Annotated in this window: 14 protein-coding genes; 6 read left to right on the top strand and 8 right to left on the bottom strand. The window is 63.2% G+C overall.

Annotated elements, in window-relative coordinates:
• Positions 1–63: 63 nt before the first annotated feature.
• Complete coding sequence (locus tag HMPREF2537_RS02690) at positions 64–8,997, bottom strand: type I polyketide synthase (RefSeq protein WP_070525333.1); 8,934 nt, start codon at positions 8,995–8,997, stop codon at positions 64–66.
• A 5-nt stretch (positions 8,998–9,002) separates the two neighbouring features.
• The gene (locus tag HMPREF2537_RS12750) at positions 9,003–9,173 is read right to left on the bottom strand and encodes a hypothetical protein (RefSeq protein WP_157753289.1); all 171 of its coding nucleotides are present in this window, start codon (positions 9,171–9,173) and stop codon (positions 9,003–9,005) included.
• A gap of 37 nt (positions 9,174–9,210) precedes the next feature.
• Here HMPREF2537_RS12750 and HMPREF2537_RS02685 point away from each other — a divergent pair, with 37 nt between their 5' ends.
• The 5 genes from HMPREF2537_RS02685 to HMPREF2537_RS02665 all read left to right on the top strand — a co-directional run bounded on the left by HMPREF2537_RS02685 (position 9,211) and on the right by HMPREF2537_RS02665 (position 16,155).
• Positions 9,211–9,990 (top strand): HNH endonuclease family protein, encoded by a 780-nt coding sequence (locus HMPREF2537_RS02685; RefSeq protein WP_070525331.1) that lies wholly within the window; start codon positions 9,211–9,213, stop codon positions 9,988–9,990.
• A 370-nt stretch (positions 9,991–10,360) separates the two neighbouring features.
• Entirely contained in the window at positions 10,361–11,344 is a 984-nt protein-coding gene (locus HMPREF2537_RS02680; RefSeq protein WP_070525329.1) for an ABC transporter permease, read from the top strand.
• Positions 11,345–12,430 carry an ABC transporter permease gene (locus tag HMPREF2537_RS02675; RefSeq protein ID WP_070525326.1) on the top strand — a complete coding sequence of 362 codons (1,086 nt, stop codon included), beginning with the start codon at positions 11,345–11,347 and terminating at the stop codon, positions 12,428–12,430.
• Positions 12,427–14,397 carry an ABC transporter ATP-binding protein gene (locus tag HMPREF2537_RS02670; RefSeq protein ID WP_070525325.1) on the top strand — a complete coding sequence of 657 codons (1,971 nt, stop codon included), beginning with the start codon at positions 12,427–12,429 and terminating at the stop codon, positions 14,395–14,397. The genes HMPREF2537_RS02675 and HMPREF2537_RS02670 overlap by 4 nt, the downstream gene beginning before the upstream one ends.
• A 60-nt stretch (positions 14,398–14,457) precedes the next feature.
• A complete protein-coding gene (locus tag HMPREF2537_RS02665) occupies positions 14,458–16,155 on the top strand; it encodes an ABC transporter family substrate-binding protein (protein WP_070525322.1) in 1,698 nt (565 codons plus the stop codon).
• 124 nt (positions 16,156–16,279) lie between these two features.
• Here HMPREF2537_RS02665 and HMPREF2537_RS02660 read toward each other — a convergent pair whose 3' ends face one another.
• The 5 genes from HMPREF2537_RS02660 to HMPREF2537_RS02640 all read right to left on the bottom strand — a co-directional run bounded on the left by HMPREF2537_RS02660 (position 16,280) and on the right by HMPREF2537_RS02640 (position 22,104).
• Entirely contained in the window at positions 16,280–17,476 is a 1,197-nt protein-coding gene (locus tag HMPREF2537_RS02660; RefSeq protein ID WP_070525320.1) for an SPFH domain-containing protein, read from the bottom strand.
• A gap of 104 nt (positions 17,477–17,580) precedes the next feature.
• Entirely contained in the window at positions 17,581–18,831 is a 1,251-nt protein-coding gene (locus tag HMPREF2537_RS02655) for an alpha/beta fold hydrolase (protein WP_070525318.1), read from the bottom strand.
• Between the two features lie 4 nt (positions 18,832–18,835).
• Positions 18,836–19,705, bottom strand: coding sequence for a pyruvate formate-lyase-activating protein (gene pflA, locus HMPREF2537_RS02650; protein WP_070525316.1), 870 nt, complete (start codon positions 19,703–19,705; stop codon positions 18,836–18,838).
• Positions 19,706–19,957, bottom strand: coding sequence for an autonomous glycyl radical cofactor GrcA2 (gene grcA2 / locus HMPREF2537_RS13110; RefSeq protein ID WP_070525314.1), 252 nt, complete (start codon positions 19,955–19,957; stop codon positions 19,706–19,708).
• A gap of 35 nt (positions 19,958–19,992) precedes the next feature.
• Positions 19,993–22,104, bottom strand: a complete 2,112-nt coding sequence (locus HMPREF2537_RS02640; protein WP_256375160.1) for a pyruvate formate lyase family protein — start codon at positions 22,102–22,104, stop codon at positions 19,993–19,995.
• A 311-nt stretch (positions 22,105–22,415) separates the two neighbouring features.
• Here HMPREF2537_RS02640 and HMPREF2537_RS02635 point away from each other — a divergent pair, with 311 nt between their 5' ends.
• Positions 22,416–24,383, top strand: a complete 1,968-nt coding sequence (locus HMPREF2537_RS02635; RefSeq protein WP_371591515.1) for a solute carrier family 23 protein — start codon at positions 22,416–22,418, stop codon at positions 24,381–24,383.
• 78 nt (positions 24,384–24,461) lie between these two features.
• Here the strand turns inward: HMPREF2537_RS02635 and HMPREF2537_RS02630 are convergent, their stop codons facing one another.
• Positions 24,462–25,067 carry a hypothetical protein gene (locus tag HMPREF2537_RS02630; RefSeq protein WP_070525308.1) on the bottom strand — a complete coding sequence of 202 codons (606 nt, stop codon included), beginning with the start codon at positions 25,065–25,067 and terminating at the stop codon, positions 24,462–24,464.

The raw sequence follows: 25,067 nt of genomic DNA, 5'->3' as shown, positions 1-25,067 counted from the left end.
AACCCGTCTGACCTGCTTCTTTATCGTTCCAGGGGGTACAAGCTGGGGATACTCCACGGTTTGCTACCCCCGTTGAGCTGTGCTTCCTCCCTCCGGATCCAGGGTGCCTCCGCGCAAGCGCGCGGACTCGCTCAGCAGCACCGCGGCCTCGCGTTCAGCTACCTCGGCGGCTGTGCCCGCCCCCAGGTTGCGGTTCACCGGCCGCTCGTACAAGGCGGGCCCGCCGCGCATGGCCTTTTCCAGGCGCCGCAAGCCGCGCCACTCCCGCTCGGCGGCGGCTGAGCGCCATGCTTCGGCCTCGGCCTCACCCCGCTCACGAACCAGCGCGGCATAAAACGCACCGGGGTGTACAAGCGCGATGAGGGCGGAGACATGCCCGAAGCCCAGGGAGGTCACCAAGCCGGCCTTCGGCGGGGTGCGGCGCAGGTCCAACGGTTGGCGCAGCCACACCAGGTGCGGGTTGCGGCGCAGCACGGGGTCGACGCAGTCGAGCGAACGGTTCGGCGGGAGAACCCCGCTACGCAGCACCTGAGTCAGGCCGACGAGTTGGAAGGCTGCGGCACCGCCCTTGGCGTGTCCGGTAAGGCTCTTCTGCGAAACCACATACAGCGGGTTGCCGGGGCTGCGGCCGAGTGCGGCGGCGATGCGCTCGTGCAGGTCAGATTCGTTGGGGTCGTTGGCGTTGGTGGACGTATCGTGCTTCGACACCACCGCAATATCGTCCGCGCCCACGCCGAGGGCCTTCAGCGAGCGGGCCAGGCGGGAGTCCTGCCCACCCCGCGCCGCCGAGAGCGCGCCCATGCCCGGCGCGGGGATGGAGGTGTGCGCGCCATCGGCAAAGGACTCGGCAAAGCCCACCACGCCAAGCACCGGCAACCCCATCTCGGCCGCGAAGGATCCACGGGCGAGCAGGATGGTTCCGCCGCCTTCGGACTCCACGAAGCCGCCGCGGCGGCGGTCGTTAGCGCGGGAAAAGAAGCGATGCTCAATCCCCTTCGCCGCCATCTCCGCGCTATCGGCCGTGGCCGCCATGTCACCGAACCCGGTGATTCCTTCAATCGACAGGGCGTCGATGCCGCCGGCCACGACGAAGTCCGCCTTGTGCAGGCGCAGCTTGTCGACGCCCTCCTCCACCGACACCGCTGCCGTGGCACACGCGGCCACGGGGTGCACCATCTGGCCATAGCCGCCGACATAGGACTGCATCACGTGCGCGGCAATAACGTTGGGCAGCGCTTCCTGGAGGATGTCATTGGGCCGCGGCTGAGCCAAGAGCTTATCGACGTACAGCGAGCGCAGCGCCTCCTGGCCTGCCATACCGGTTCCCTGGGTGGAGCTCACGCGCGCCGGGTGGACATGGGCTAAAAGCTCGGCCGGGCTAAAGCCTGCGGAGAGGAAGGCATCCACGGTGCACACCAGGTTCCACAGGGCGAGGCGATCGAGGTTATCCACCATGTCCGCCGGAATACCGTAGACCTGCGGGTCGAAGCCCTGCGGTATCTGGCCGCCCACAAAGCGAGTCATGGCCATGCGCCGCGGTACCCGCACTGCGGAGCCGGCGGGCCGGGTGACCTGCCATTCGACCTCACCGTTCGGATCAGTAACACGGCGCAGCGTAGCGCCTTCGCAGCTATCAACGAAGCTGCGCGCCGTCTCTACGTCCTGCACGGTGAAGCTCAGCGGCTTCTCCAAGTAGATGGTGGTCAGCTCGGGCGCGAGGTTATCCACCATGGGCAGATGCGGGCCGAAGTCATCGTGGAAGCGGCGCACACCAATTCCGGCGAGCACCTCGTCGTGGAAGCGCGCGTAGACGTCTTCCTCCGCTAACTCTTCGCCTTCGGCCGTCAGCCATCCGGCCGTGCGCTCATCCCACCTGATGAGTCCACGGCTCCACGCCAGCTCCAGTACTCCGGCGGCGGACAGGTCGCCGCCGACCTCCGACTCATAGCGTGTGCGCGCAGAGCCCAGTGGGCCCAGCTCGCCGGCCCCGACGATGACCACCATGTCCTCGAGGGACTGCGTCACCCCGTTGAAGTCTGGGCTGGTGTACTCCATAGGCCTCAGCACGTTCGGCAGAGCCTTTACCGTTCGCGGTGCTTTCCCTTCGCGCAAACTACCGGCTGCGCTCGATGCGTCGGCAGTCTCGGGCTGCGCCCCACTGGCAAGTGCGGCAAGGTCCAGCTCAGCCTCGGCCAGCCCGCCCGTGAGGTCCACGCTCAGCGGCGCCTGTGCTGCTTCGGCGCGGATGTGGGGGGAGGCAGTGGCGTCGAGAAGCTGCACCGCCATCTCCTTCGCCGAGAATGTTCGCACGCCGCGGTCCTCCACCTGAGTAACCAGCGGATCGTTGCCACTCATCAGGCCGGTGCCGCGCACCCACCCGATCTGGGCATGCACCAAAGAGGTCCGCGCACCCCAACTGGATTGCTCGGAAGACCAGCGGTTAACCAGGGCGTCAAGGGCCGCCTTGGCCTCGCCGTAGGCGCCGTCGCCGCCGAAGCGCCCGCGGTTGGGCGAGCCCGGAAGCACCACGTGCAGCCGGTGGCCCACGTGGGTGTCCGCGCCCACGGCGGAGAGCGACGCAATGAGCTTCTCCACCGACCACAGCAGCAGGCGCATCTGGGACTCCGCCCCTGCCCCGGCATCCGCAAGAGTGCCTGCCACACGCGGCGCGGCGAAGGGGAAGAGCAGATCCGGCACGTAAGCAGGCTTGAGCTGCACAGACTTTCCGCCGACGGTGGCGGTGCGCTCCGCCGCAATCCATTCCGCGAGCGCATCCACGTCCGCGAAGGAATTAAGGTTCGCAGGCACGACCCACAGCGCTGCCGCGCCGACGGCATGGCTGCGATAGAGCTGCTTATAGAACTCCAGGCGCTCGTGGCTTAGCTGGGAGGTCGTCGCAATCACGGTTGCGCCCTCCGCGAGCAGCTCGCCGATGAGCTCGGCGGCAATCGAGCCCGGCGAGCCACCCGTCACCACGGCCACCTGGTCAGCGAAGAGCAATCCATCCGCCGGGGTGCGGGCATCGCGGGCCAGGTCTTCGTAGCCGAAGTGCTCGGCCAGGAGCGCAACCTCCTCGCCGGCTCCCAGCACGTCCAGCTCAGGCTCGGCTTCACCGGCGGCGGCCGCGCGGGCGATGTCCTCGCGGGCGCTGGCCCAGCGGTCGTCGAGAAGCACTGCCTTCCGCGCATCAAAAACGGGGGCGACGCGCTGCTGCCAGTCCGGGCCCAGCTCCGCGGCAACGAGTTGCTCCAGCTCCGTGTGCGCTGCGCTGTCCCCCTGCTCAGTCGGGGCCTCCTCACGGCCGAGGGCGGCGAGTGCCGCGCGGGCGGAGTCCTCCAGTGCCGCCTCGAGGCGCTCGGTATAGGCGCGCACCGCTTCTGGGTCCACGGTCTCGTGTGGCGTTGCTGCAACGGCCTTCTGCAGCGAGAGTCCTTCGCACTCGCCGGCCGCGCGCACGGCGGCATCGATCAATTCATCGAGCTCAGCCACCGATGCCGCGCCGGTCATGGGCAAGCTAGCCAAATCCCCGCCGCGCAGCGACGAGCCCGCGCGCGTGCCCAGGACCATCTGCACAGTCGCGCGATCGACCCAGCCCGGCCCCAATCCCCAGGTACTGCTCACGCGCTCGGCCACGTAGCTCGGCTTCTTGCCCGCGGGCCCGGTAAGCCGGTTGAGAGCCTGCGCGACCTGCTCTCTGAGGACCTCCCCAAACGTTGTGTAGCCCGGCGCGCGCTGCGCCACGCTCTCCGCCAGCTGTGGGATGGGGGTATCCGCAGCATTCTCGATGGCGCTGATACCGAACTCCACGCCGAGGTCAACGAGCAACTGGTTGCGGCGCGAGGACACGCCTTCCACGAGGGTTTCGATGGAATCAGTCGCGGCCATCTGATCGGGGCGGACCTTCGTCCACAACGCAATAAGCATCTCGAGGGCCTGGTGCACGCTCAGAGGGAGGTCCTCGATGGCGGCTGAGGTCTCCTCGCGCGGGGCGTGCACGGAATCTTCCTGGTGTGTGCTCTCGGTTGGCTGCCTCGACTCAGATTCTGCCGGTTCCGCTTCCGTGGTATCCGGCTGCCCAGCCACCTGCGCTGCTGGCCCGGGCGCCGGCTCGGCGTCTTCGGCAAAGACCCGCCCACGGTCGCGCTCGTAGTTGAGCACCTCGATGCCTGCGCTGCCCGCGTACTGGGGCAGCCGCAAGGTTTGGCCCAGCATGTTGGTCAGCGTGGGCGCGGTGCCAACGCCAACCTCGATGAAACGCTCCACGCCGAGCTGACCAAGGAGCAGGTCCTGGGTCTCAATCCAGCGCACCGGGGAGGCAAACTGCCAGGCCAAAAGCTCGATGAGCAGGGTTCGACCAAGACGCGCCGGGCTCGCCATGGCACCATCGAAGTCCGCCAGGATCTCCGCAATAGGCTCCGAGTCCACCACTTCTGCGATGGACTCCACGAACTCGCGGCTCAGCGCGAAGGGCCGCGCCACGAGGTTAGGAATATAGCGCCCCACCAGCGCGTCGAGGTTAATCTCTTCAGGGATGAGCGCATCGAGGTGCGCGCGGAAATCTGCTACGCCGCCCACTAAGCGGGAGGAGTGGAAGGGCACGTCGATTCCCGGAATGGGGATGACGGCGCGCTGCCCAGGGGCGCGGCGCTCGGCGTCATGAGCCAACACATCCAGGCCTGTCTTCGTCCCGGCGACCGCGTATTGGCGCCCGGCGATATTGTGGTTGACCACCTCAAGGAACTCGCCTGTCTCCGCAGCGACACGGGCAACATGGGCAAAGGCCTCGCTCGCGCTCATCCCCATCTTGTTCGGGCGCAGCGCCGCCAAACCATAGAGGGACTGGCCAGCGGAATCGCGCTCGACCAAACGGTGCATGGTCAGGCCGCGAACATAAACGATGTCCAGCACCGCCTCCAAGGACAGGACCTCGGCATAGGCGGCCAGGGCGTTGTACTCGCCCACCGAGTGGCCAGCGAAGAAGGCATCGGAATCGAGCACCCCGTCTTCCCGGAGCGCTGCAATCTGTGCGCATCCGAGCGTCGCCATGGCCACCTGCGTGAACTGCGTCAGATACAGCACGCCGTCCGGGTGGGTGAAGGTCTCACCAGCCACCACCACTGTGTCAGGGTTGTGGCGGACGATCTCCAGGATGGAAAAGCGCAAGCTCTGCCGCGTGTGCTCGTCCGCCCGCTCCCACACGGCGCGCGCCGCTGCGGACTCCGCATAGTCCTTCATCCCCATCCCCGGGGATTGGATGCCCTGGCCGGGGAAGGCATAGAAGGTGGTGGGGCTGCTCATCGTCGCTCGCGCCTGCAGCACCGGCACGCCCTGGCTGGTGGCGGTCACGCTGCGGATCTCGCCGTAGCCGCGCCGCTTGTCGACGCCCACCCGTTCCACCTCGAACTCCACCTCACTGCCCGGCAGCACGGGGGCAAGCCAGGTAGCGGACCACTCGAGGACGCGGGCACCGTCGAAGGCCGCGGCCGCCTGCGCGAGCGCTGAGGTCCACATGCCGTGGACGATGGGGCCTTCACGATGTCCCGCCAATGCCGCCGCGTTCGATGACAGGTGGATGGGGTTCCTATCCCCCGTGACCACGGCGAAAGGGCGCAAGGATTCCGGTGCCACAGCGCTAGTGCGGTGGCGGAAGGAGCGCGGTGTCTCACGGACCGATGACTCTACTGTCTCTGCCCCGCTTTCTTGTGCACCATAAGTTGCGGCGTCCACGGTCTCGAGCGCGGCGTCACCGCAGCGCCCGGTGATGAGGAAGCGCTCGTGCAACTGCGCGAATTCATGTTCTTCTCCGCGCACGGCTGCAGTCACGCCGACAGAAACGTCGACTACGCGCCCCGACGGCGTATCGCGTACCTCCTCCAACTCAGCGGTGTAGCGCAGGTCCAAAGGCGCAGCGCCCGGCGCAGCGCTGGCGCGAAGCAGCTCCCAGGTCTCTGGCTTGAGGCTCAGCGCGTGCTCGAGGTGGACCAGGTCGAGAAAGCCCTCCACTACCGGCTCCCCGGACGCCGCATGGGCGCTGGCCAGCACGGCGAAGGTGGCCGGCCAGGCGGGGCCGACGAGGACATCGGGCGAGACAGTAGCGCTCATCTCCCCGCTCGTCACCGTGCTGTAGTGGGCGATGTCGATGGCGCTGAGGAGAGCGCTGACCGTCACCGCAGTCCCAGAGCCTGCGTTTGGTAGGTCACCGCCGAGGGCCTGGCGCAGCAGCTCCCGCATGGCGGTCTCGGCATCCTCGACCTTAACGAGTGGTGAGGCACCAGGAATGCTCGGCGGAGTGATGCGAACACGCATCGACGCATCGGAGTGGAAAGGAACGGCCAACCACATGGCTTCCTCGCCCGCGGCTTCCAGCTCGGCGCCCTCAAGGCCAAAGCTCAGCGGGTTGGGCTGTTCGCGCCCGGCCCAATTCAGCCCCGGGGCGCGGCGGATGAGCTCTTCAGTGCTGAAAGCGGGCTCGCCAGTGTCATCGTCAGTCCCGTCGAGAAGCGCAAGCGCCGCCTGCTCAAATCGGGCAAGCACCTGCGCCACCGGCTCGTTGGCCTGCTCGATTCCCTCAACGGCCGCCGTGCCAGGGATGATGCAGACCTCATCGGCCTCGTAGTGCTCATCGTGTGCCTGCCACAAGGTGTCGCGGCGCCAGCGGCGGCGTACGTCAGCATCGATGACCGGCACAAAGTTTGCGGGTTTGCCGGGACCATCCACGAGCTGAATGAACCACGCGGCGTCGGTCGGGTGCAGCGCGGCCTCACCGTAGAGTCCGGTTAGCTGATTAATTGCCTCAGCCGGGTTCTCGCGGTCAACCTCAACGCGCAGCTCGATCTCGCCGTGATCGGTCGGGTAAAGGCGGGCTTCGGCGCGAGCCACCATGCGGGTAAACCGACTCAACCAGGATTCATCGACCCAGCCGTCCAGGTAGGACAGCTCAAGGTAGCGCTGCAGCCACTCGGAATAGGACATCGCATCGAGGTCGCCGAAATAAGGCTTGCACGTGCGCCCGATGGCTTCAATGATTTCCGCACGGCGCGCCTCCACGGCCGCGGCGTCACCGGCCACTTCATCCAGAAGGCGCCCGGCGCGGGCGAAAGAGTTGTCCAGTTCATGGATGTCCGCGCCCAGGTCCGAGCGGCCCGACACAACGTCCCCGCTGTGCGCGGCAACGAGCGCCTGCTTTACTGACTCGGATGCGGTGGATTCCTTCGCCGCCATGGCGGCGGTGCCCACCATGATGGCATCGACTGGGGCTGCGGGCAGGCCGAAGCGTTGCGCCCACGTGCCCAGCAGGTACTCCGCGCCACGCGCCGGGGTGCCGATTCCCCCGCCAACGGCGAGGAGGACATTGTCGCGCTCACGGATCCGCGCGTAGGTAGCAACAAGGACCTCATCGAGGCCTTCTAGAGAATGGTGGCCACCGGCCGCGCTACCTTCCAGCTGCATGATGACGGTGGTCTCGGGGAGAGCATCGGCGATACGGAGTACCTCCTCCACCTGCGCCGAAGTTCCCGGCTTGAAAGCGACCCAGGGGATGTTTGCCCCGTGGAGCTTCTCCACCAGCTCTACCGCCTCCTCCACAGGAGGAATGCCGGCGGAAGTCACCACGCCATTGATGGGCATTCCTGCGGCACGCGCTCGCAGAATCGAGTTTGGCCCCTCAATCTGGCGGCGCCACTGGGAAGCCGCAAGGTACAGCGCATTGAACTGGGCGTTCACCCCTGGCTTTAGCAGCCGGCGCAGGGTATGCAGGTTCTCCTGCAGGATGTCATCGGTGTGCTGACCCCCGCCGGCCAGCTCCGCCCAGTGCCCGGCGTTGGCCGCTGCGGCAACAATGCCCGGGTCCACCGTGGTGGGGGTCATCCCGGGGAGCATGACCGGTGAGTATCCGGTGGTCTGCGTAAAGGCAGTCACCAGACGCCCGTCCGCCACGCGCGGTGCCCACTCGGACCACGCGCAGGGCAGGGCGGGCGCGCGGCCCGGCTCCACGAGCTGGGCCAACCCTTCCGGTGCAGCGACGGCCAGCGTGCCCACACCGCGCCCGGCGACGATATCCCGAGTCAGCGGCTCCACCCCACGGGTGGGCCCGATTTCCAGAATCCAACGCGCCCCGGCCTGAAGCGCTGTGTCAACGCGCTCGGGCCAATCCACGTAATCGGTCAATACTGCCCGCGCGAGCTGCGCGGTGATTTCTGGGTCCAAGCCGATTCGCCCGGCCCAGCTTTCCACCTGTTCCACCGCGTGCTTCATGGTGGGATGGTGGAACGCGGCTGAAACCTCAAGGTCGGTGACAACGACGGCGGCTGGCTCCCCTTCCCGATCTTCCTTGAGGTCCGAGCTCTCTTGCAGCGCGGCCTTCACCCGGGAAAGTTCAGCCGGGGTTCCGACGATGACGAAGCGCCCCCGCCCATTGTCGAGCCCAATGTGTGCTCCGGCGTCGAGTAGTTGCTGCTTCGTCGCGCCGGTCACCGCCGCCATGGGCGCGCCCTGCGGGGTGCGGACCAGCCCAGCACTGCGTGCGGTTGTCTCCAGAGCCGCGCCGATGAGGCGTGCCAGCGCCAGAGCCTCGGCTGGGCTCATGCGTCCCTCAACGACCGCCGCGGCAAGCACGCCCTGGGAATGGCCAATGCTGGTGACGGCATCCTCGAGTTCTATTCCCTGCGCACGCAGTGATTCGAGGACCGCTAGCTGCGCGGTGAGGATGCCGGGGGTGGAAAGCGAGGCGTCGGCAAGCGCGTGCACCCACGCCGGTTCCGAATCTGCCCAGGTCAAAGGCGCAAACCCGTGCGGAGCGGCAGACAGAAGCTCCTCTTCCAGCGGGGCAAGGATTTCCTCAGCCGCGGCGAGGTACTCCGCAATCTTGGGTTGGACGCCGGTGACGAGGGCGTCGCGCAACGTCGGCAGCCAGGCATAACCCTGTCCAGAGAAAGAGAGCGCGAAAGGCTCGGAGCCCAAACGCGCGGACAAAGGCACAGAGACGTGGAAATCAGACACCTACGCTACTCCCCCAAAGTGCGAGCGACGAGCTGCGCGGCCTCATCGAGGGAAGACTGGGTCTTCGACTCAGACGCATCAGAAAAGACCTGGCAGGCGTGGTCCGGGACAACCTCGGCCGAGCGCTTCAAACCGCGTTCAGCGAGGTACTCGTCAAAGAACATATCGATACTCATACCGTGTGCCGATTCTACCCACTAGGATCAATACGTCATGGCCACTCGTACCCCGTTCTTCATCGCCGCGCTGCTCAACGCCGCGGTAGCAGTACTAGTGGCCATCGGCCTTATCCTCCCCGCCCCAACCGAACCTACGCCCGAGCGGCCCAAGGCCACTGAGACAGCGGCACCCACGCAGGAAAGCCCAGCAGAAGAACAAGCCGAAGAGGCCACACCCGCGCCAAGCATTGCGCCGGACATCGCCGAAGCGCTCGCCACCCTAGATTCCCTGGAGGTCAAAGGCCGCGCTCCCATGACCGGCTATGAGCGTGAGGAATTCGGCCAGGCTTGGTCCGATGACGTCACGGTGGAGTTCGGCCACAACGGCTGCGATACCCGCAATGACATCCTCCGCAGGGACCTGGATCCGGAGAGCCTCGTTCTCAAGGAAGGTACCCACGACTGCGTGGCGCTCGCCGGCACCTTGCACGATCCCTATTCGGGCCAGGACATTGAGTTCCAGCGCGGGGCGCAGACATCACGTGCGGTACAGATTGATCACGTTGTGCCGCTTGCCGACGCCTGGCAGAAAGGCGCCCAGCAATGGTCACCAGAAAAGCGCCGCGACTTTGCTAATGATCCCCGCAACCTCCTTGCCGTCGATGGCCCTCTCAACCAGCAGAAAGGCGCTGGTGATGCCGCCACGTGGCTGCCTCCCAACAAGGGATTTCGTTGCGAGTATGCACGCCGCATCGTCGAGGTAAAAGCCGCCTATGAAGTTTGGGTCACGGCAGCGGAGAAGGATGCGCTCCGTCAGCTACTGAATGCTTGCTGAAGATTTTTACCCCCTTTAGGTGCCCCGATCCCCTTCCCGGCACCCCCGAATTTATGCGCATAATATTCACTCGCGCCTAAACGGCCGTGCATAGTTTTCTGCTTCGTGAACCCTGGGGTGCACTGCGCCAACATTCCTCCCAGCCGGGAATTTCTATAGACCTATTAATATGTAATTGATGCAACCTGAACTCACATAAGGGTCACCCCCTCAGGAATCTAAAACGATAAATCTTTCCCTCCCACCTCACAATTCTTTTAATATGTGACACAGCGCCTAGCCTGAGGTCTAGGTCACATGGACGCCGTGAGTTCTCGCTGGCCGCCATCACTCCCAATCCTGCCGAGACGACCCCTGCGAAGGAATAGTGATGTTCAAGTACATCATCAAGAAGACCGCCAGCTGGCTGGTAGTCATCTTCCTCGCGACTAATATCGCGTACCTCCTGGCCGCAACCTTCCTTGATCCCCGATCAAATTATGTCGGCCGCAACCCACCGCTCGAGCCGGAAGAAATCGGCCGAATTCTCACTCCACTTGGTCTCAACCCTGAGACCCCGCTTATTGAGCGCTGGTGGGGATGGCTGTCCAACATCATCTTCCACTGGGACTGGGGTACCTCCCCTCTTGGAGATCCGGTCAGCGCACAAATCGCGCACCGCGCGCTCGTCTCGGCACAGCTGCTGCTCGTGGCCACGATTCTCTCCGTCATCATCGGTGTCGCCCTCGGCGTCTACACCGCCTCCCGCCAGTACAGGGCAGCGGACCGCTTCTGGCAGGGAGTCTCCATCATCACGATGAACACGCACGTCGTCGTGGCCTCCATCTTGGTCGTCGCCGGTGGTCTGTGGATCAACCGCGTCACCGGCCACCGCGTGGTCTACGTAACGGGTGCCTCCAGCCTCGGCGTCGAAGGCTTCTTCCCCAAGCTGCTGGATATGGCGCAGCACCTCATCTTGCCGTCCATCTCGCTCATCATCATCAGCTACGCCGGCTACCACATGATGCAGCGCACCTTGCTGCTGGATAACCTGAACGCCGATTATGTGCGCACCGCCCGCGCCAAGGGCCTGACCCGTGCACAGGCTATTCGCAAGCACGCCCTGCGCACCTCCATCATCCCGGTGGCAACCTCCGTGGCCTTCTCCGTTCCCGGAATCTTTACCGGCGCCATCATGACGGAAACCATCTTCGCGTGGAAGGGAATGGGCCAGTACTTCATCGAAACCATCAGCCGCAACGACGTCAACGGCACCACCGCCGTCGCCGCCTTCGGTGCCGTCATGATTGCCTTCTCCGCAATCCTGGCTGACCTCGTCGTCGTCGCCCTCGATCCGCGAGTAAGGGTGAGCTAAATGTCTCCAGAAAAGAAATCCACGTCGCCACGCTCAGAAGCCCGCCACACCGAGCGCCACCGCCGCAACGACCTCGCCATCGACACCGCCGCGGACAACCTCGGCGTGCGCCCGCATGCCGCCACTGCGGACTTTTCACCGCAGACCGAACCCAGCGCACAATCCGCACTCGGCTCCGGCGTCGACGTCGATGACGCACAGCGCAAGCAATTCTCCAGCAGCGATTTCCGCGGCACCTCCAAGCTCAAGCTGTACGTTCGCCGCTTCTTCCGCAACAAGGCAGCTGCCGTCGGACTCGTCATCTTCGTGCTACTCGCGCTGCTCTCCATCTTCGGCAGCTACCTCACCCCGTGGTCCTTCGACGAGCCGGACTTCTTCAACCTGTCCACCGGGCCTTCCCCGGAGCACTGGTTCGGAACCACGGACTCCGGAAACGATCTCTTTGCGCAGACCGTCCACGGCTTGGGCCGCTCACTGATCATTGCGCTCATCGTCTCGCTGGCTTCTACCCTGATCTCCGCCTTCATCGGCGCGGCCGCGGCCATGTACGGCGGTGCGGTGGAAAAGCTCATCCTGGCAGTCATTCACTTCCTGCTGGCTATCCCGACCTTCCTGCTCATCGCCCTGGTGGTTTCTGATTCCGGCGGTGACTGGAAGCTGCTTATCGTGGTGCTCATCGTCTTCGGCTGGATGTACCCGGCGCGCGTCATCTGGGCCATGGCGCTGAGTGTGCGCGAGAACGACTACGTCCGCGCCGCAGACTACATGGGAGTCTCGCGCCTGCGCACCATCTTCCGCCACGTGGTGCCCAACATCGGCTCGCTGCTCATCATCCAAGCTGCTCTGGGCGTGGTGTCCACCATCATGTCGGAGACCGCGCTGTCCTTCCTGGGCTTGGGCGTGAAGCTTCCCGACGTCTCCCTGGGCACCCTCCTGGCCGGCGGCGCCAACGCCGTCGAGGCCTCGCCCTGGCTCTTCTACTTCCCCGCAGGCATCCTCACGCTGCTGACCGTCTCCATGGCGTTCATCGCCGACGGCCTGCGCGATGCCATTGACCCCAACTCGAACTCCGGAGGCCGAGCATGACCCCGCAGAATACTGCACACACCGCCAACGCCGACCCGGCCAGCCGCGCCACCGACCCCACTGCATCCACCGAGCCGGTGCTGTCCGTGCGCAACCTCACCGTCACCTTCCCCTCGGAGGCCGGCTCCGTCCACGCGGTGCGTGGCGTCGACTTCGACCTCATGCCGGGGCGCACCCTGGCGATTGTGGGCGAGTCCGGCTCCGGTAAGTCCGTGACATCTTTGGCCGTCATGGGCCTGCTGCCGGACTACGCCAAGGTAGAAGGCTCCGTGGTCTATGCCGGCACCGAGCTCATTGGCAAATCGGATAAGGAGATGTCGAAGATCCGCGGCAAGGATATCGCCATGATCTTCCAGGATCCTCTCTCCTCCCTGACCCCGGTGTTCTCCATCGGCGACCAGCTCATCGAGGCCATCCAAACCCACCGCGATGTCTCCAAAAAGGAGGCAGAGAAGGAAGCAGTACGCCTGCTCGAGCTCGTCGGCATTCCGGAAGCGGACAAGCGCGTGAAGTCATTCCCGCACGAATTCTCCGGCGGTATGCGCCAGCGCGTGGTCATCGCCATCGCCATGGCCAACAACCCGCGCGTCATCATCGCCGACGAGCCCACCACCGCGCTCGACGTCACCATCCAGGCCCAAATCCTGGAGGTCCTCAAGGTAGCCCAGCGCGAAACGGGCGCCGCAGTCATCATGATTACCCACGACATGGGTGTGGTCGCCGGCACCGCCGACGACGTCCTGGTCATGTACGCCGGGCGCCCGGTGGAGCTCGGTGATGTCGACACCATCTTCAACAACCCCAAGATGCCCTATACCGTGGGTCTTCTCGGGTCGACGCCGCGCGTGGACAAGGCCACCGACGAACCACTGACCCCCATCGTGGGTACCCCGCCACAGCTTATCGACGTCGCCGCCGAATGCCCCTTCGCGGACCGCTGCCCGGTGGTGAAGGATGAGTGCCGAACCTTGGAACCGGAGCTGCGCGCGCTTGACGACGTCCCCGGACACTTCGCCTCCTGCCTGCGCTCCGACGAGATCAAGGACGGCACCATCGGTGGCGAGCGCATGTACCCGTTGCCGAAGATTTCCGCCGATACCCTGGGCGATACTCCCTACGAGCAGCGGCCGGTCACCCTGGAGGTCAAGAACCTGGTCAAGGACTTCCCGCTCATCAAGGGAGCGATTCTCAAGCGCCGCGTCGGCACAGTACACGCGGTCAAAAACGTCAGCTTCGACGTGCACCAAGGCGAGTGCTTCGCCATCGTGGGCGAGTCCGGCTCCGGCAAGACCACCACCCTGCTGGAAATCATGGACCTGAACCCGCCCGAGGGTTCCACCATCGTTGTCAACGGCACCAACACCTCCGGCTTGAGCGCGTCCGCACGCCGAAAGCTGCGCAAGGACATCCAAATCGTCTTCCAGGACCCGATGAGCTCGCTCAACCCACGTATGACCATCCGCGAGATCATCGCTGAGCCGCTGGAGTCGCTGGGGTACGAGGGGGACGTCGGCCAGCGCGTGGCTGAGCTGATGCAGCTCGTCGGTCTGGAATCCCACCAGGTGGATCGCTTCCCCGGACACTTCTCCGGCGGACAGCGCCAGCGCATCGGCCTGGCCCGTGCTCTGGCCACCAACCCCTCCATCGTGGTGCTCGATGAGCCCGTCTCCGCCCTCGACGTCTCCATCCAGGCCGGCATCATCAACCTGCTGCACGACCTGAAGAACCGCCTGGGCATCTCCTTGGTGTTCGTGGCCCACGACCTGTCCGTTGTGCGCCACCTTTCCGACAAGGTCGCCGTGATGTACAAGGGCGACTTCGTGGAATACGGCCCCACGGACGAGGTCTTTGACAACCCGCAACACGCCTATACCCGCGCGCTGCTCTCCGCCATCCCGGTGCCGGATCCAGCCGTGGAGCGTGACCGGGTGCGCGAGATTTACCAGCCCGCCGAAACCCCGGCTTAGCAAGACTTATAACTAAATACTCACCTTTGTCTCCATGTTTCCTCTCGAAAGGACACACATATGAATATGAAGCTCCGCAGGACCGCCCTCGCAGTGGTCACCGCCTCTGCCCTCATCCTCACCGGCTGCGCCTCCGATGGCGGCTCCGGCTCCGATGGATCAGGGAATTCCGCCTCCGGCGAGAAGCTCGACGTCAAGCTGGACGGCTCCTACAACCCCAAGGACCGCTCCGAGCTCAAGGAGGGTGGCGAGCTGCGCTTGGCTATCGACGAGATCTCCCAGCAGCAGAACACCTTCCAGGCCGACGCCACCTCATACACCCTGAGCCTGTGGAAGTACTACAACCCGCAAATTGGCCTCTTCGATGGCGCGGGTGAGTTCCACGTCAACAATGACTACATCACCGACGTCAAAGACGAAGAAAAGGACGGAAAGACTGTCGTCACCTTCACCATCCACGAGAAGGCGCAGTACAACGACGGTACTCCGATTGACTGGAAATCCTTTGAGAACACGTGGAAGTTCAACAACGGTGAGAACAAGGACGTCAACGTTAGCGCCACCGACGGCTACGAGCTCATCGAGTCCGTCAAGCCAGGTGAGAACGACAAGCAGGCCGTCATCACCTTTAAACAGGCCTATCCGTGGTGGCAGGGTCTGTTCAACGTCCTGCTCCCGCCACAGGTTGACTCCGCGGAGAAGTTCAACGAGGCCTACCTGGGCAAGGTCCACCCGGAGTGGGGTGCGGGCCCGTACAAGGTCGAAAGCGTCGACTTCAAGAACGGCAGCGCTACCTTCGTCCCGAACGAGAAGTGGTGGGGTGATAAGCCTTTCCTGGACAAGGTGACTTACCGCCAGATGGAAGACCAGGCTTCCATTAACGCCTTCAAGGCCGGCGAAATCGACGCCACCGGCGTGGCCAACAAGGAACGCCTGGCAGCCGTCAAGGACATGCCCGACGTTGAAATTCGCACCGCCATGACCCCAGGCAAGAACCTGTACACGCTCAACTCCAAGAACGAGATCCTCTCTGACATCAAGGTGCGCGAAGCCATCATGACCGGTATCGACCGCGCCACGCTCTCCGGTATCCGCTTCAACGGACTCAACGGCTACACCGAGGACCTGCCAGGCTCCTTCAACCTCTACCAAACCCAGAAGGGCTACGAGGACAACGTCGGCGCAGTCATTTCTTTCGATCCAGAGAAGGCCAAGTCGCTCCTCGATGAGGCCGGCTGGAAGGAAGGCGGCGACGGCATCCGCGAGAAGGACGGCAAGAAGCTGTCCATGCGCTACACGCTGCTGGGAGATTCTTCCATCAGCAAGGCCATGGCGACCGCCACCCAAAAGATGATGAAGGATATCGGCGTGGACCTGAAGGTGGAGGAACGCCCAGTCTCTGACTTCTCTGAGATCACCTCCAAGTACGACTTCGATATTCTGCCTATGGGTTTCTCATCCGGTGATCCCTTCGGTGTCGCTTACTTCGGCCAGACCTATCGCTCCGGCTCCCAGCTCAACCGCTCCGGTACGGGTACGCCAGAACTGGACAAGAAGATCGACGAGCTATCCCAGATCGCTGACCCAGACGAGCAGATCAAAAGATCCAATGAGCTGGAGAAAGAAGCCCTTGCCCAGTACGGCATCATTCCTATCTTCAACGGCCCGACCATGGTTGCGACCCACCCCGATATCGCAAACTTCGGTGCCAACTCCTTCGCCGTCATTGAGGTGGAGAACATCGGCTACGTCAAGTAGGTAGCGTGCTCGGCGCTGCACCACATGATGCGCGGTGCCTAGCTATCACGTCCGCTGTGTAGGGCAACGACAAGAGGGCCTTCCCAAACTGCGGGAAGGCCCTCTTCGGGTGTTTTAACTGTGTTTAGTTGTCCTTGTTGAGCTGGTTGCGCAACTGATCAAAGTAGTCACGCGCGCTCTGCGGCTGGTTGTTGCCCTGCGGCGGGGCTGGGAAGCCCGAAATCTGACCAAAGCCCTGGCCCTGCTGAGCGTTCTGCACCTGTTCTTGTGCCTGCTGCTGTGCGCGCTGTGCCTGTTCCATCGCTTCAGCTTCGCGGCGGGCACGCTCATCGCGCTCGCGGCGCTCCTGCTCCTCACGGCGGCGGCGCTCAGCGGCGGTGTCCTCGCGGCTGTGCTTTGCTTCGCCGGCCGGCACCTTCGGCTTCGGGGCTTCATTAATAGCGTTAGTGGACAGCAACGTATCGCGCATACCGCCGAAGAGATCCTGCATGCCGCCCGGGTTGGACGGCATGTAGAGCACGTTGGTGTGAGCGCGGTCGGCCACATCCACCATGGCGTCGAGGTACTGGGACACCAGCATGAGGGTCTCGGGGTTCTCCTGCACGCCGGCAGCACGCAGCAGCTCATACTGCTGAGCAATACCTTCGACGATCTCCTTACGCTGGTCAGCCACACCGCGGCCCTGCAGCTTCTTGGCCTCGGCCGCACCTTCGGCTTCCTTGACCACGCGGATCTTCTCGGCCTCTGCCTGGGCGACGGCTGCCTCGCGCTCACGCTGTGCGGCGTTAATGGAGTTCATGGACTCGCGCACGCGGGCATCCGGGCGAATATCGGTGACCAGGGTGTTGACGAAGTTCCAGCCATAGGCGGCCATGTTATCGCGCAGGGACATCGCCACGTTGCGGGCGATGGTGTCCTTGGATGAGAAGGAATCATCCAGGTTCATGTTTGCCACGGAGGAGCGGACGTTGTCCTGAACGTAAGCCACGATCTGCTGCTCGTGGTTGGACAGGGTGTAGAAGGCCTGGCGCTCGCTGCCTTGAACTACCTCGTACTGCACGGCAACGGGGATCTGAACGAAGACGTTGTCCTTGGTCTTGGTTTCCACCATGACATCGAGCTGACGGATCTGCAGGCTGATCTTGGCGCGCACGCGGTCGACATAAGGCACCTTGAAGTGCAAGCCCGCGTGAGCAACGTTCACGAACTTACCCATCCGCTCAATGATGGCGGCTTCCTTCGTCCGGACGATATAGAAACCGTCGAAGGCGGTGGCAATAATAAGTAGGAGAATCACGCCGATGACGATGAGACCGCCCATAGGCTTATCCTTTCTGCTCGATTTAGATTTTCCTAACCAGTGTGCCACACGGTGACCACCACCACACGGCGAGGGAGACTACTCCCCGAGCCCAGTCGAAGCGCTTAACGCTGGTCGGCCACCCGGAAGAGCTCACCCAGAATCCCTGCGCCGTCTTCGCTAATACCGTTGTGCTGGAAGCGGTTGGTCACCACTGGGCGCAGGTCGCGGTAGGTCTCCCCCGTGGCCAGGGAGTCTTCGAAGGGCACGAAGATATCGTCAAGGTAGATGGCGGCGGAGGCGGTAACGGGGGCGTCGGCAAGCTTGGCGGCATCGTACGGCGAGCTTGCCCACTCGTGGGCGGCGAGCTCCTCGGCAGCCTGCTTGAAGGGGCGCAGCGCCGGGTCCTCGTCGAACTGCCAAGGGAAAATGTGCTCGCCGGTCAGACACGTGCCATCCTCGGCGAACTCGGGGAATTCCTCGCGCATGCGGTGCGCCGCCCAGCCGGTGACGGCCTGGCCGCCAACGCCACCGTAAATGGACTCATGGATCGCCGCGTAGAGCGGACCGGCCTGGAAGCTCACGCGGCTACCGACGTTGTTGAGGAAGTCCGAACGCAAGCGCTTCTCGCCGTTCACGGTGCGGAAAGGCTCCTCCAGCAGGTAGCCCAGAGAATCGAATCCGGTGCCGCGTCCCAGCTCAATGCCGATAGTGCGGAAGCGGCGGGAGGACAGGCGCTCCCCTGTCGGCAGCAGCTCCTCTGAGTTGTCCAGGTGGTGGATGAGCTCCTCGATGCGTGCTTGAGCCCACGGGAACTGGGCATAGAAACGTTCGTGACGCACCTTGAGCTTGGCAAAGGTCGTGCGGTAGAGATCATCCGCACCCTTAGTCAGGGTGGGCAGGCCACCGGTGAGAAAGGCACGGCCGATGGAATCGGGGAACATCGAAATATAGGCAGTAATGATGAAGCCGCCAAAGGATTGGCCGTAGAGATCCCAGGAGTCCTCACCGAGGTGCTCGCGCAGGTGCTCGGCATCGCGCACGATATTCTCCTGCCGCAGCTGTGCCAAGCGCTGCGCCGTGCGATCCTCAGCCGGGCTGAGCTCATCGATGCGGTGGCTGCGCCCAGTGCCGCGCTGGTCCATGAGGATCCAGCGGTAGCGCTCCAAGCCCTTGCGGATCAGCCCAGTGGCACCCGTCGGCCGCGGCGCCGGGAAACCCGGCCCGCCCTGGTTATAGAGCAGCGCCGGGTACTTCTCACCGCCCGGCGGGATGATTTCCCGAGCATAGAGCTCGAACTCCCCCGCGGCTGGATTGTCATAGTCCCAGGGGACGGTGATGGTGTGTTCCTTGATGGTATGGCCGAAGCGTTTCATGCTTCTAGTAGACCACGAAACCTTCCTTACGGAACACCTCGCGGATCTCCTCCACGTCTTCCGGCTTCGGTGGCTTTGTGTCCTCCAGGGTGTACGGGTAGCCCAGCTCGTGCCACTTGTCCGCGCCCATGTTGTGGAAGGGCAGCACCTCAATGCGCTCAATATTGCTCTTCCAGCGGGAGACGATCTTGGCTACGTTGGCGACGTTCTCGGGGCTGTCGGTAAGCCCCGGCACCACCACGAAGCGAATCCAGACCGGCTTGCCCATGGCGTTGAGGCGATCCCCAAAATCGATCGTCGGCTGCAGCTCGCGGCGGGTGACCTTCTTATAGGTCTCCTCGTCACCAGACTTGACGTCCAAGAGCACCAGGTCGATATTGTCCAGGTCCTCATCGCGCAGGCGCGCGCCCAAGTAGCCCGAGGTATCGATCGTCGTGTGGATGCCTGCATCGTGGACTTCCTTGAGCAAGCGCCGTGCGAAGGCAATCTGGAAAAGTGGCTCACCGCCCGAAATGGTCAGCCCACCACCGGAGGCCTTGAAGACGGGCTTATAGCGTTTAATGCGCTTGACCACATCCTCGATGCGCTCCAAGGTGCCGACCTTCATTTCCATGGTGTCGGGGTTGTGGCAATACTGGCAGCGCAACGGGCAACCCGACATGAACATGGTCATGCGGGTTCCAGGCCCATCCACGGCCGTCACCAGCTCCCAGGAGTGCACGAGCGCGACATCGCCAGAGCGGCGGGCCTGCATCAACTCCGGTCGGGTGTAGCCCTCGAGGTCATTATCCGTTCCTAAACCGGCGGCGGCGCCGCGCACCTTCTCCCCTTCTTCAGGGTTGAGGTGCACGACGCCGGTAATGCCATCTGCCATTTAGGAGCCCTGGTGGAAGGTACGGGAGATGACGTCGAGCTGCTGCTCGCGGGTGAGCTTCACAAAGTTCACCGCGTAGCCGGAAACGCGGACCGTGAGGTTCGGGTACTTCTCCGGGTGCTCAACGGCGTCCTCCAGGGTGGACTTGTCCAGGACGTTGATGTTGGCGTGGTAGAGGCCCGAGTTCATGTTGTTGGCGGTGCGGCTGGCCTTCATGGAAGCGAGGCGCTCGTCGAAAGTTTTGGTTGCCATGTTGTGTTCTCCTTAGGAAGTGGTGTGGATGTGGTCTATTCGGAATCCATGATGAAGCCGGCGTCGAGGACGCCCACCAGGTTGGTGATGCGCTCCTCCGGGGTGCGGCCCAATCCGGACGGGGTGATGGTGTTGGTCAGCGAGATGCCGTCGAGTGCATCCTTGTAGTCCAGCTTGCCTACCGACAGCATGGAGGCAACCATGCCGTGGCTATCCGCGCCGTTCTCCGGGTTGGCGCCCGGCGCGAACGGGGTGCCCGCCTCGTGGCCGGACGGGAAGGCACCGGTGGCCTTGCCGTAGACAACGTTGGAGGTAATGGTCAGCACCGACTGGGTGGGGATAGCGTTGCGGTACATCGGGATGGCCTTAATCTTCTCCATCACGGTGTGAACGATGGTGGCGGCGATGTCATCGGCGCGGTCGTCATCGTTTCCGTAGAAGGGGAAGTCACCTTCCGTCTTGTAGTCCACGATCAGACCGGAATCATCGCGCACCGGGTAGACCTTGGCGTACTTGATGGCGGAGAGCGAGTCCGCCACGATGGACAGGCCGGCGATACCGCAGCCCATGGAGCGCACGATGTCCGAATCGTGCAGCGCCATCTCGATCGACTCGTAGGCGTACTTGTCGTGGCAGTAGTGGATGATGTTGAGGGCTTCAACGTAGGTGCCCACAACCCAGTCCAGCATCTCCTCGTACTTCTGCCAGACCTCGTCGAAGTCGAGCGGGCCGTCTCCCTGGATTGCTTCATAGCCGTCCACGACCTGCTTGCCGCTGACCTCGTCACGGCCGCCGTTGATGGCGTAGAGCAGGGCCTTCGCAGCGTTGACGCGGGCACCGAAGAACTGCATTTGCTTGCCGACGGCCATCGGGGACACGCAGCACGCAATTGCGGCGTCGTCGCCCCACTGCTCACGAATCTGCTTATCGGACTCGTATTGGATGGAGGAGGTCTCAATCGAGATGTGGGCACAGAATTCCTTGTAACCCGCCGGCAGCTGCGGATCCCAGAAGATGGTGATGTTCGGCTCCGGGGACGGGCCCAGGTTGATCAGCGTCTGCAGCAGACGGAAGGAAGTCTTGGTCACCATGTGGCGGCCATCGTCGCCAAAGCCGGCATCGGACCAGGTTGCCCAGTACGGGTCACCGGAGAAGATCTGGTCATAGTCCTCGGTGCGCAGGAAGCGCACGATGCGCAGCTTGAGCACGAGCTGGTCGATGATCTCCTGGGCGTCTTCCTCGGTGATGGTGCCAGCGGCAAGGTCGCGCTCGAAGTAGCAGTCGAAGAATGCGGAGAGGCGGCCGATGGACATGGCGGCGCCGTCCTGGGACTTAATGGAGGCCAAGTAGCCAAAGTAGGTCCACTGCACTGCCTCGTGGGCGGTCTTCGCGGGCTTCGAGATATCGAAACCATAGGACTCAGCCATGACCTTGAGCTTCTTCAGCGCCTTGATCTGCTCGGCGTGCTCCTCGCGGTAGCGTGCCCAGTGCTCGGAGAATCCGATATCACCGACTGCGTGCTTGGAAGCCTCCTTCTCAGCGATGAGGTAATCCACGCCGTAGAGTGCCACGCGGCGGTAGTCACCAATGATGCGGCCACGGCCATAGGCATCCGGCAGGCCGGTGATGATGTGAGAGGAACGCGCTGCGCGGATGCGCGGGGTGTAGATATCGAAGACCGCGTCATTGTGGGTCTTGCGGTAGCGGGTGAAGATCTTCTCTACGTCTGGGTCAACTTCCTTGCCGGCCTCGAAGATAGCCTGCTTGACCATGCGCCAGCCGCCGTTGGGCATCATGGCGCGCTTCAGCGGAGAATCCGTCTGCAGGCCCACGATGACGTTGTCGTCCTCACAGATGTAACCGGCCGGGAAAGCATCGATATCGCTCGGGGTGTGGGTATCCACGTCGAAGATGCGCTTCTGGCGCTCGATGGACAGGTAGTTCTCCTCCAGGTGATTCCACACATTCTTGGTCTTCTCGGTGGGTCCAGCAAGGAAGGAGGAATCCCCGCCATAAGGGGTGTAGTTGCGCTGGATAAAATCACGAACGTCAATGTTCTCAGTCCACGGGCCGGGCTCGAAGCCCTTCCATGCCTCGAACTGCACGGACTGTTCAGTTGCGGTGGTCACTATATTGACTCCCTTCATAGTTCACACGACGCGTAATGCTTAGTCGCAGAAGGGCTTTAGGTGACTTCGGTTCACAGGTAATTCGGTCAACCCGTTTCGTCACCGAACCCCTCTCTGTAGCCCATAGTAGGGGTAAGGACGCATAACCTCATATCTGCAAATATGTGCCAAGCACCACCAAACGGGCTGGTTTAAGCACTGCACAGGTCAGCTCAGTCATAGGTAACGACCGTACGGTTGGAAGCGGGGGTAAAGCACCCCCTGACGTGGCCTTTCCCACACCTTTTGGGGCGAGCTCTTGGTGCGTGTCCTTGCGGCGCTCTATTGTTATGCGCAGTATCCTCGACTCGCTTTTTAGCAAGGAGCCTCCCCGCGTGTCCGACACCGCCGCTACAGCTAGCCCCGCCACTCCCCCAACGCACCCCGTTGATGTTGTCCCGCCAGCGCCCAAGTTAGCGGCGCTCGGTCTCCAGCACGTTCTCGCTTTCTACGCTGGCGCGGTCATCGTCCCGCTGCTTATCGCGGGTTCGCTCGGGCTGGATGAGGCCACCACGATCCACCTCATCAACGCTGACCTGTTGACCTGTGGTCTGGCCACGTTGATCCAAGCGGTGGGCGTCGGCAAGCACATCGGCGTTCGCCTGCCCATCATCCAGGGCGTGACCACCACGGCGGTCAGCCCCATCATCGCCATTGGTATGAGCGCGGGCGACCAGCCGCTGCCCACGATTTATGGCGCAATTATTGCTGCCGGTATCTTTACCTTTTTCGCTGCGCCGGTCTTTGGACGCGTGCTCAAATACTTCCCGCCGATTGTCACCGGCACCGTGCTTCTGGTCATGGGTACGTCGCTGCTGGCGGTCTCAGCAAATGACTTTGTTAATTACGCTGACGGGGTGCCGGCCGCGCGTGACTTGCTCTATGGCTTCGGCACGCTGGCCATCATCATTGTTGTGCAGCGCTTCTTCCGCGGCTTCCTGGGCACGCTGTCTGTGTTGCTCGGTTTGGTCATTGGCACCGGCGTGGCCTTCCTATTGGGCGATACCTCCTTTGACGGCGTGCGCGAGGCCGATGCCATCGGTATGACTACCCCCTTCTACTTCGGTATGCCGAAGTTCGACATCATGGCGATTCTCTCCCTCATCATCGTCATGATCATCACCATGGTGGAAACCACCGGCGATGTCTTCGCTACCGGTGAGATTGTGAAGAAGCGCATCAAGCGCGATGACGTGGTGCGCGCCATTCGCGCCGATGGCCTCTCCACCACCCTGGGCGGCGTGATGAACTCCTTCCCCTACACCTGCTTCGCGCAAAACGTCGGCTTGGTTCGCCTCACCGGCGTGAAGTCCCGCTGGGTGGCTGTATCGGCAGCCGGTTTCATGATCATCCTGGGCCTGCTGCCCAAGGCCGCTGCCGTGGTGGCGGCTATCCCCTCCCCGGTGCTCGGCGGCGCATCCCTCGCACTCTTCGCCAACGTTGCCTGGGCCGGCCTGCAGACCATTGCGAAAGAAGACATCACCGACGGCCGCAACGCCGCCATCGTTACCACCGCGCTGGGGCTGGCCATGCTGGTCACCTTCAAGCCGGACGTCGCCACCGCCTTCCCGGAGTGGGCGCAGATCTTTGTCTCCTCCGGAATGTCCATCGGCGCGATTACGGCGATTCTCCTCAACTTGCTGTTCTTCCACGTCGGTGCGCAGTCGGGTGATGATGTCAGCCGCCTCGACGGCGCCGGCGTCTCCCTTAAGGAGCTCAACGAGATGGAGCGCGACAGCTTCGTCAGCGCCCTGCGCCCGCTCTTCAACAACGAAACCTGGCCGCTTGAGGCCGCCTGGGAGCTACGTCCCTTCCAGGACGTCAGCCAGCTGCGGGAAGCAATCCAAGTTGCGGTACTCACCGCCCCGAGTGAGCAGCACCGTGCACTGATCCACGACTACCCGGCGATGGATGAGCTGCTGCTTGTCGACGCTGACTCGGCCGCCACCATCTCCGCCGACCGCGGTTCCCTGGCCCTAGATGACCTCGACGACGTGCAAACGCAGCAGCTTATCGACGTTTCAACGGCCTACCGCGAGCGCTTCGACATGCCCTTTGTGGCATACCTGGACACCAATGACTCGGCCGACCGCGTGATCGATGCGGGCGTGCGCCGCTTGTCCAACTCGGATGAGCTGGAACAGCGCGTGGTCTTGAGCGAAATCATCGAGATTGCCAACGACCGCTTCGACATCCTCCTCGCGGACGCCAACCCGGTTCGGGCTTACTGGGACCGCAAGTTCACGGAGGTGGAATGAACATAGTTCATTCCACGTAAAGAGGACACTCGACGTTAAAAGGTTCATTCCACGTTAAAAGGTCACTCGACGTGGGATCTAGCTGAACTCCATGGTGACCTGGGCTTCGGAGTCCACTCCGCGAATGATGCCTTCATAAAAGCTGCGGGCTTGGTCTTGTAAGAGCTCGCGGTTGTCGTTGATGTCCTTGCGCTTCTTATCGGCGCTGAGGACGTCCGACACCGTGGATGCGGCGTCGAGTGGCTGCGTGGTCCAGCTGAGAACTCCGTTGTTCTCCACGGCGGTCTTGAACTCCTCGTCGGTATGCCCAATGAAGATAAAGTCCGGAATGTGGACCGTGTAGGAATGCTCGCCGGTTTCGGTGACGCGAACTTCCTTGCCTTCGATACCGAGCTTCGCTTTATAGGAATACTGCACAAACTGGGTGCGGTCGGTCCACGGAACCTTCACACCAAATACCTGCCCAGCGGAGGATTTTTCCGCCAGCCCCTGGATACCCAGGCCCAGGAGCACAACCTGCTCCTCGCGCTCGACCGCTTTGACCACCTGAGAGTTCGTGGACTGAACTGGGGCGCTATAAACCTCGTGCGGTTGGCGCACAGCGTAAACACCAAGCGCAGCGCAAGCCAAGGACAACAGCACCACGAGGGCGATGAGGGTCGTGCTGAGTTTTCGAGGAGACAT

This window comes from Corynebacterium sp. HMSC074E01 (assembly GCF_001808885.1).
In the GTDB taxonomy this organism is placed as follows: domain Bacteria; phylum Actinomycetota; class Actinomycetes; order Mycobacteriales; family Mycobacteriaceae; genus Corynebacterium.
The sequence above is the reverse complement of the archived record's forward strand: the minus strand, read 5'-3'. Positions and strand labels throughout refer to the sequence as shown.

Excerpts from the sequence above, each read along its gene's own strand:
- HMPREF2537_RS12750 (WP_157753289.1), bottom strand. The coding sequence starts at position 9,173 with ATGAGTATCGATATGTTCTTTGACGAGTACCTCGCTGAACGCGGTTTG.
- HMPREF2537_RS02685 (WP_070525331.1), top strand. The coding sequence starts at position 9,211 with ATGGCCACTCGTACCCCGTTCTTCATCGCCGCGCTGCTCAACGCCGCG.
- HMPREF2537_RS02680 (WP_070525329.1), top strand. The coding sequence starts at position 10,361 with ATGTTCAAGTACATCATCAAGAAGACCGCCAGCTGGCTGGTAGTCATC.
- HMPREF2537_RS02675 (WP_070525326.1), top strand. The coding sequence starts at position 11,345 with ATGTCTCCAGAAAAGAAATCCACGTCGCCACGCTCAGAAGCCCGCCAC.
- HMPREF2537_RS02670 (WP_070525325.1), top strand. The coding sequence starts at position 12,427 with ATGACCCCGCAGAATACTGCACACACCGCCAACGCCGACCCGGCCAGC.
- HMPREF2537_RS02665 (WP_070525322.1), top strand. The coding sequence starts at position 14,458 with ATGAATATGAAGCTCCGCAGGACCGCCCTCGCAGTGGTCACCGCCTCT.
- HMPREF2537_RS02660 (WP_070525320.1), bottom strand. The coding sequence starts at position 17,476 with ATGGGCGGTCTCATCGTCATCGGCGTGATTCTCCTACTTATTATTGCC.
- HMPREF2537_RS02655 (WP_070525318.1), bottom strand. The coding sequence starts at position 18,831 with ATGAAACGCTTCGGCCATACCATCAAGGAACACACCATCACCGTCCCC.
- pflA (WP_070525316.1), bottom strand. The coding sequence starts at position 19,705 with ATGGCAGATGGCATTACCGGCGTCGTGCACCTCAACCCTGAAGAAGGG.
- grcA2 (WP_070525314.1), bottom strand. The coding sequence starts at position 19,957 with ATGGCAACCAAAACTTTCGACGAGCGCCTCGCTTCCATGAAGGCCAGC.
- HMPREF2537_RS02640 (WP_256375160.1), bottom strand. The coding sequence starts at position 22,104 with ATGAAGGGAGTCAATATAGTGACCACCGCAACTGAACAGTCCGTGCAG.
- HMPREF2537_RS02635 (WP_371591515.1), top strand. The coding sequence starts at position 22,416 with ATGCGCAGTATCCTCGACTCGCTTTTTAGCAAGGAGCCTCCCCGCGTG.
- HMPREF2537_RS02630 (WP_070525308.1), bottom strand. The coding sequence starts at position 25,067 with ATGTCTCCTCGAAAACTCAGCACGACCCTCATCGCCCTCGTGGTGCTG.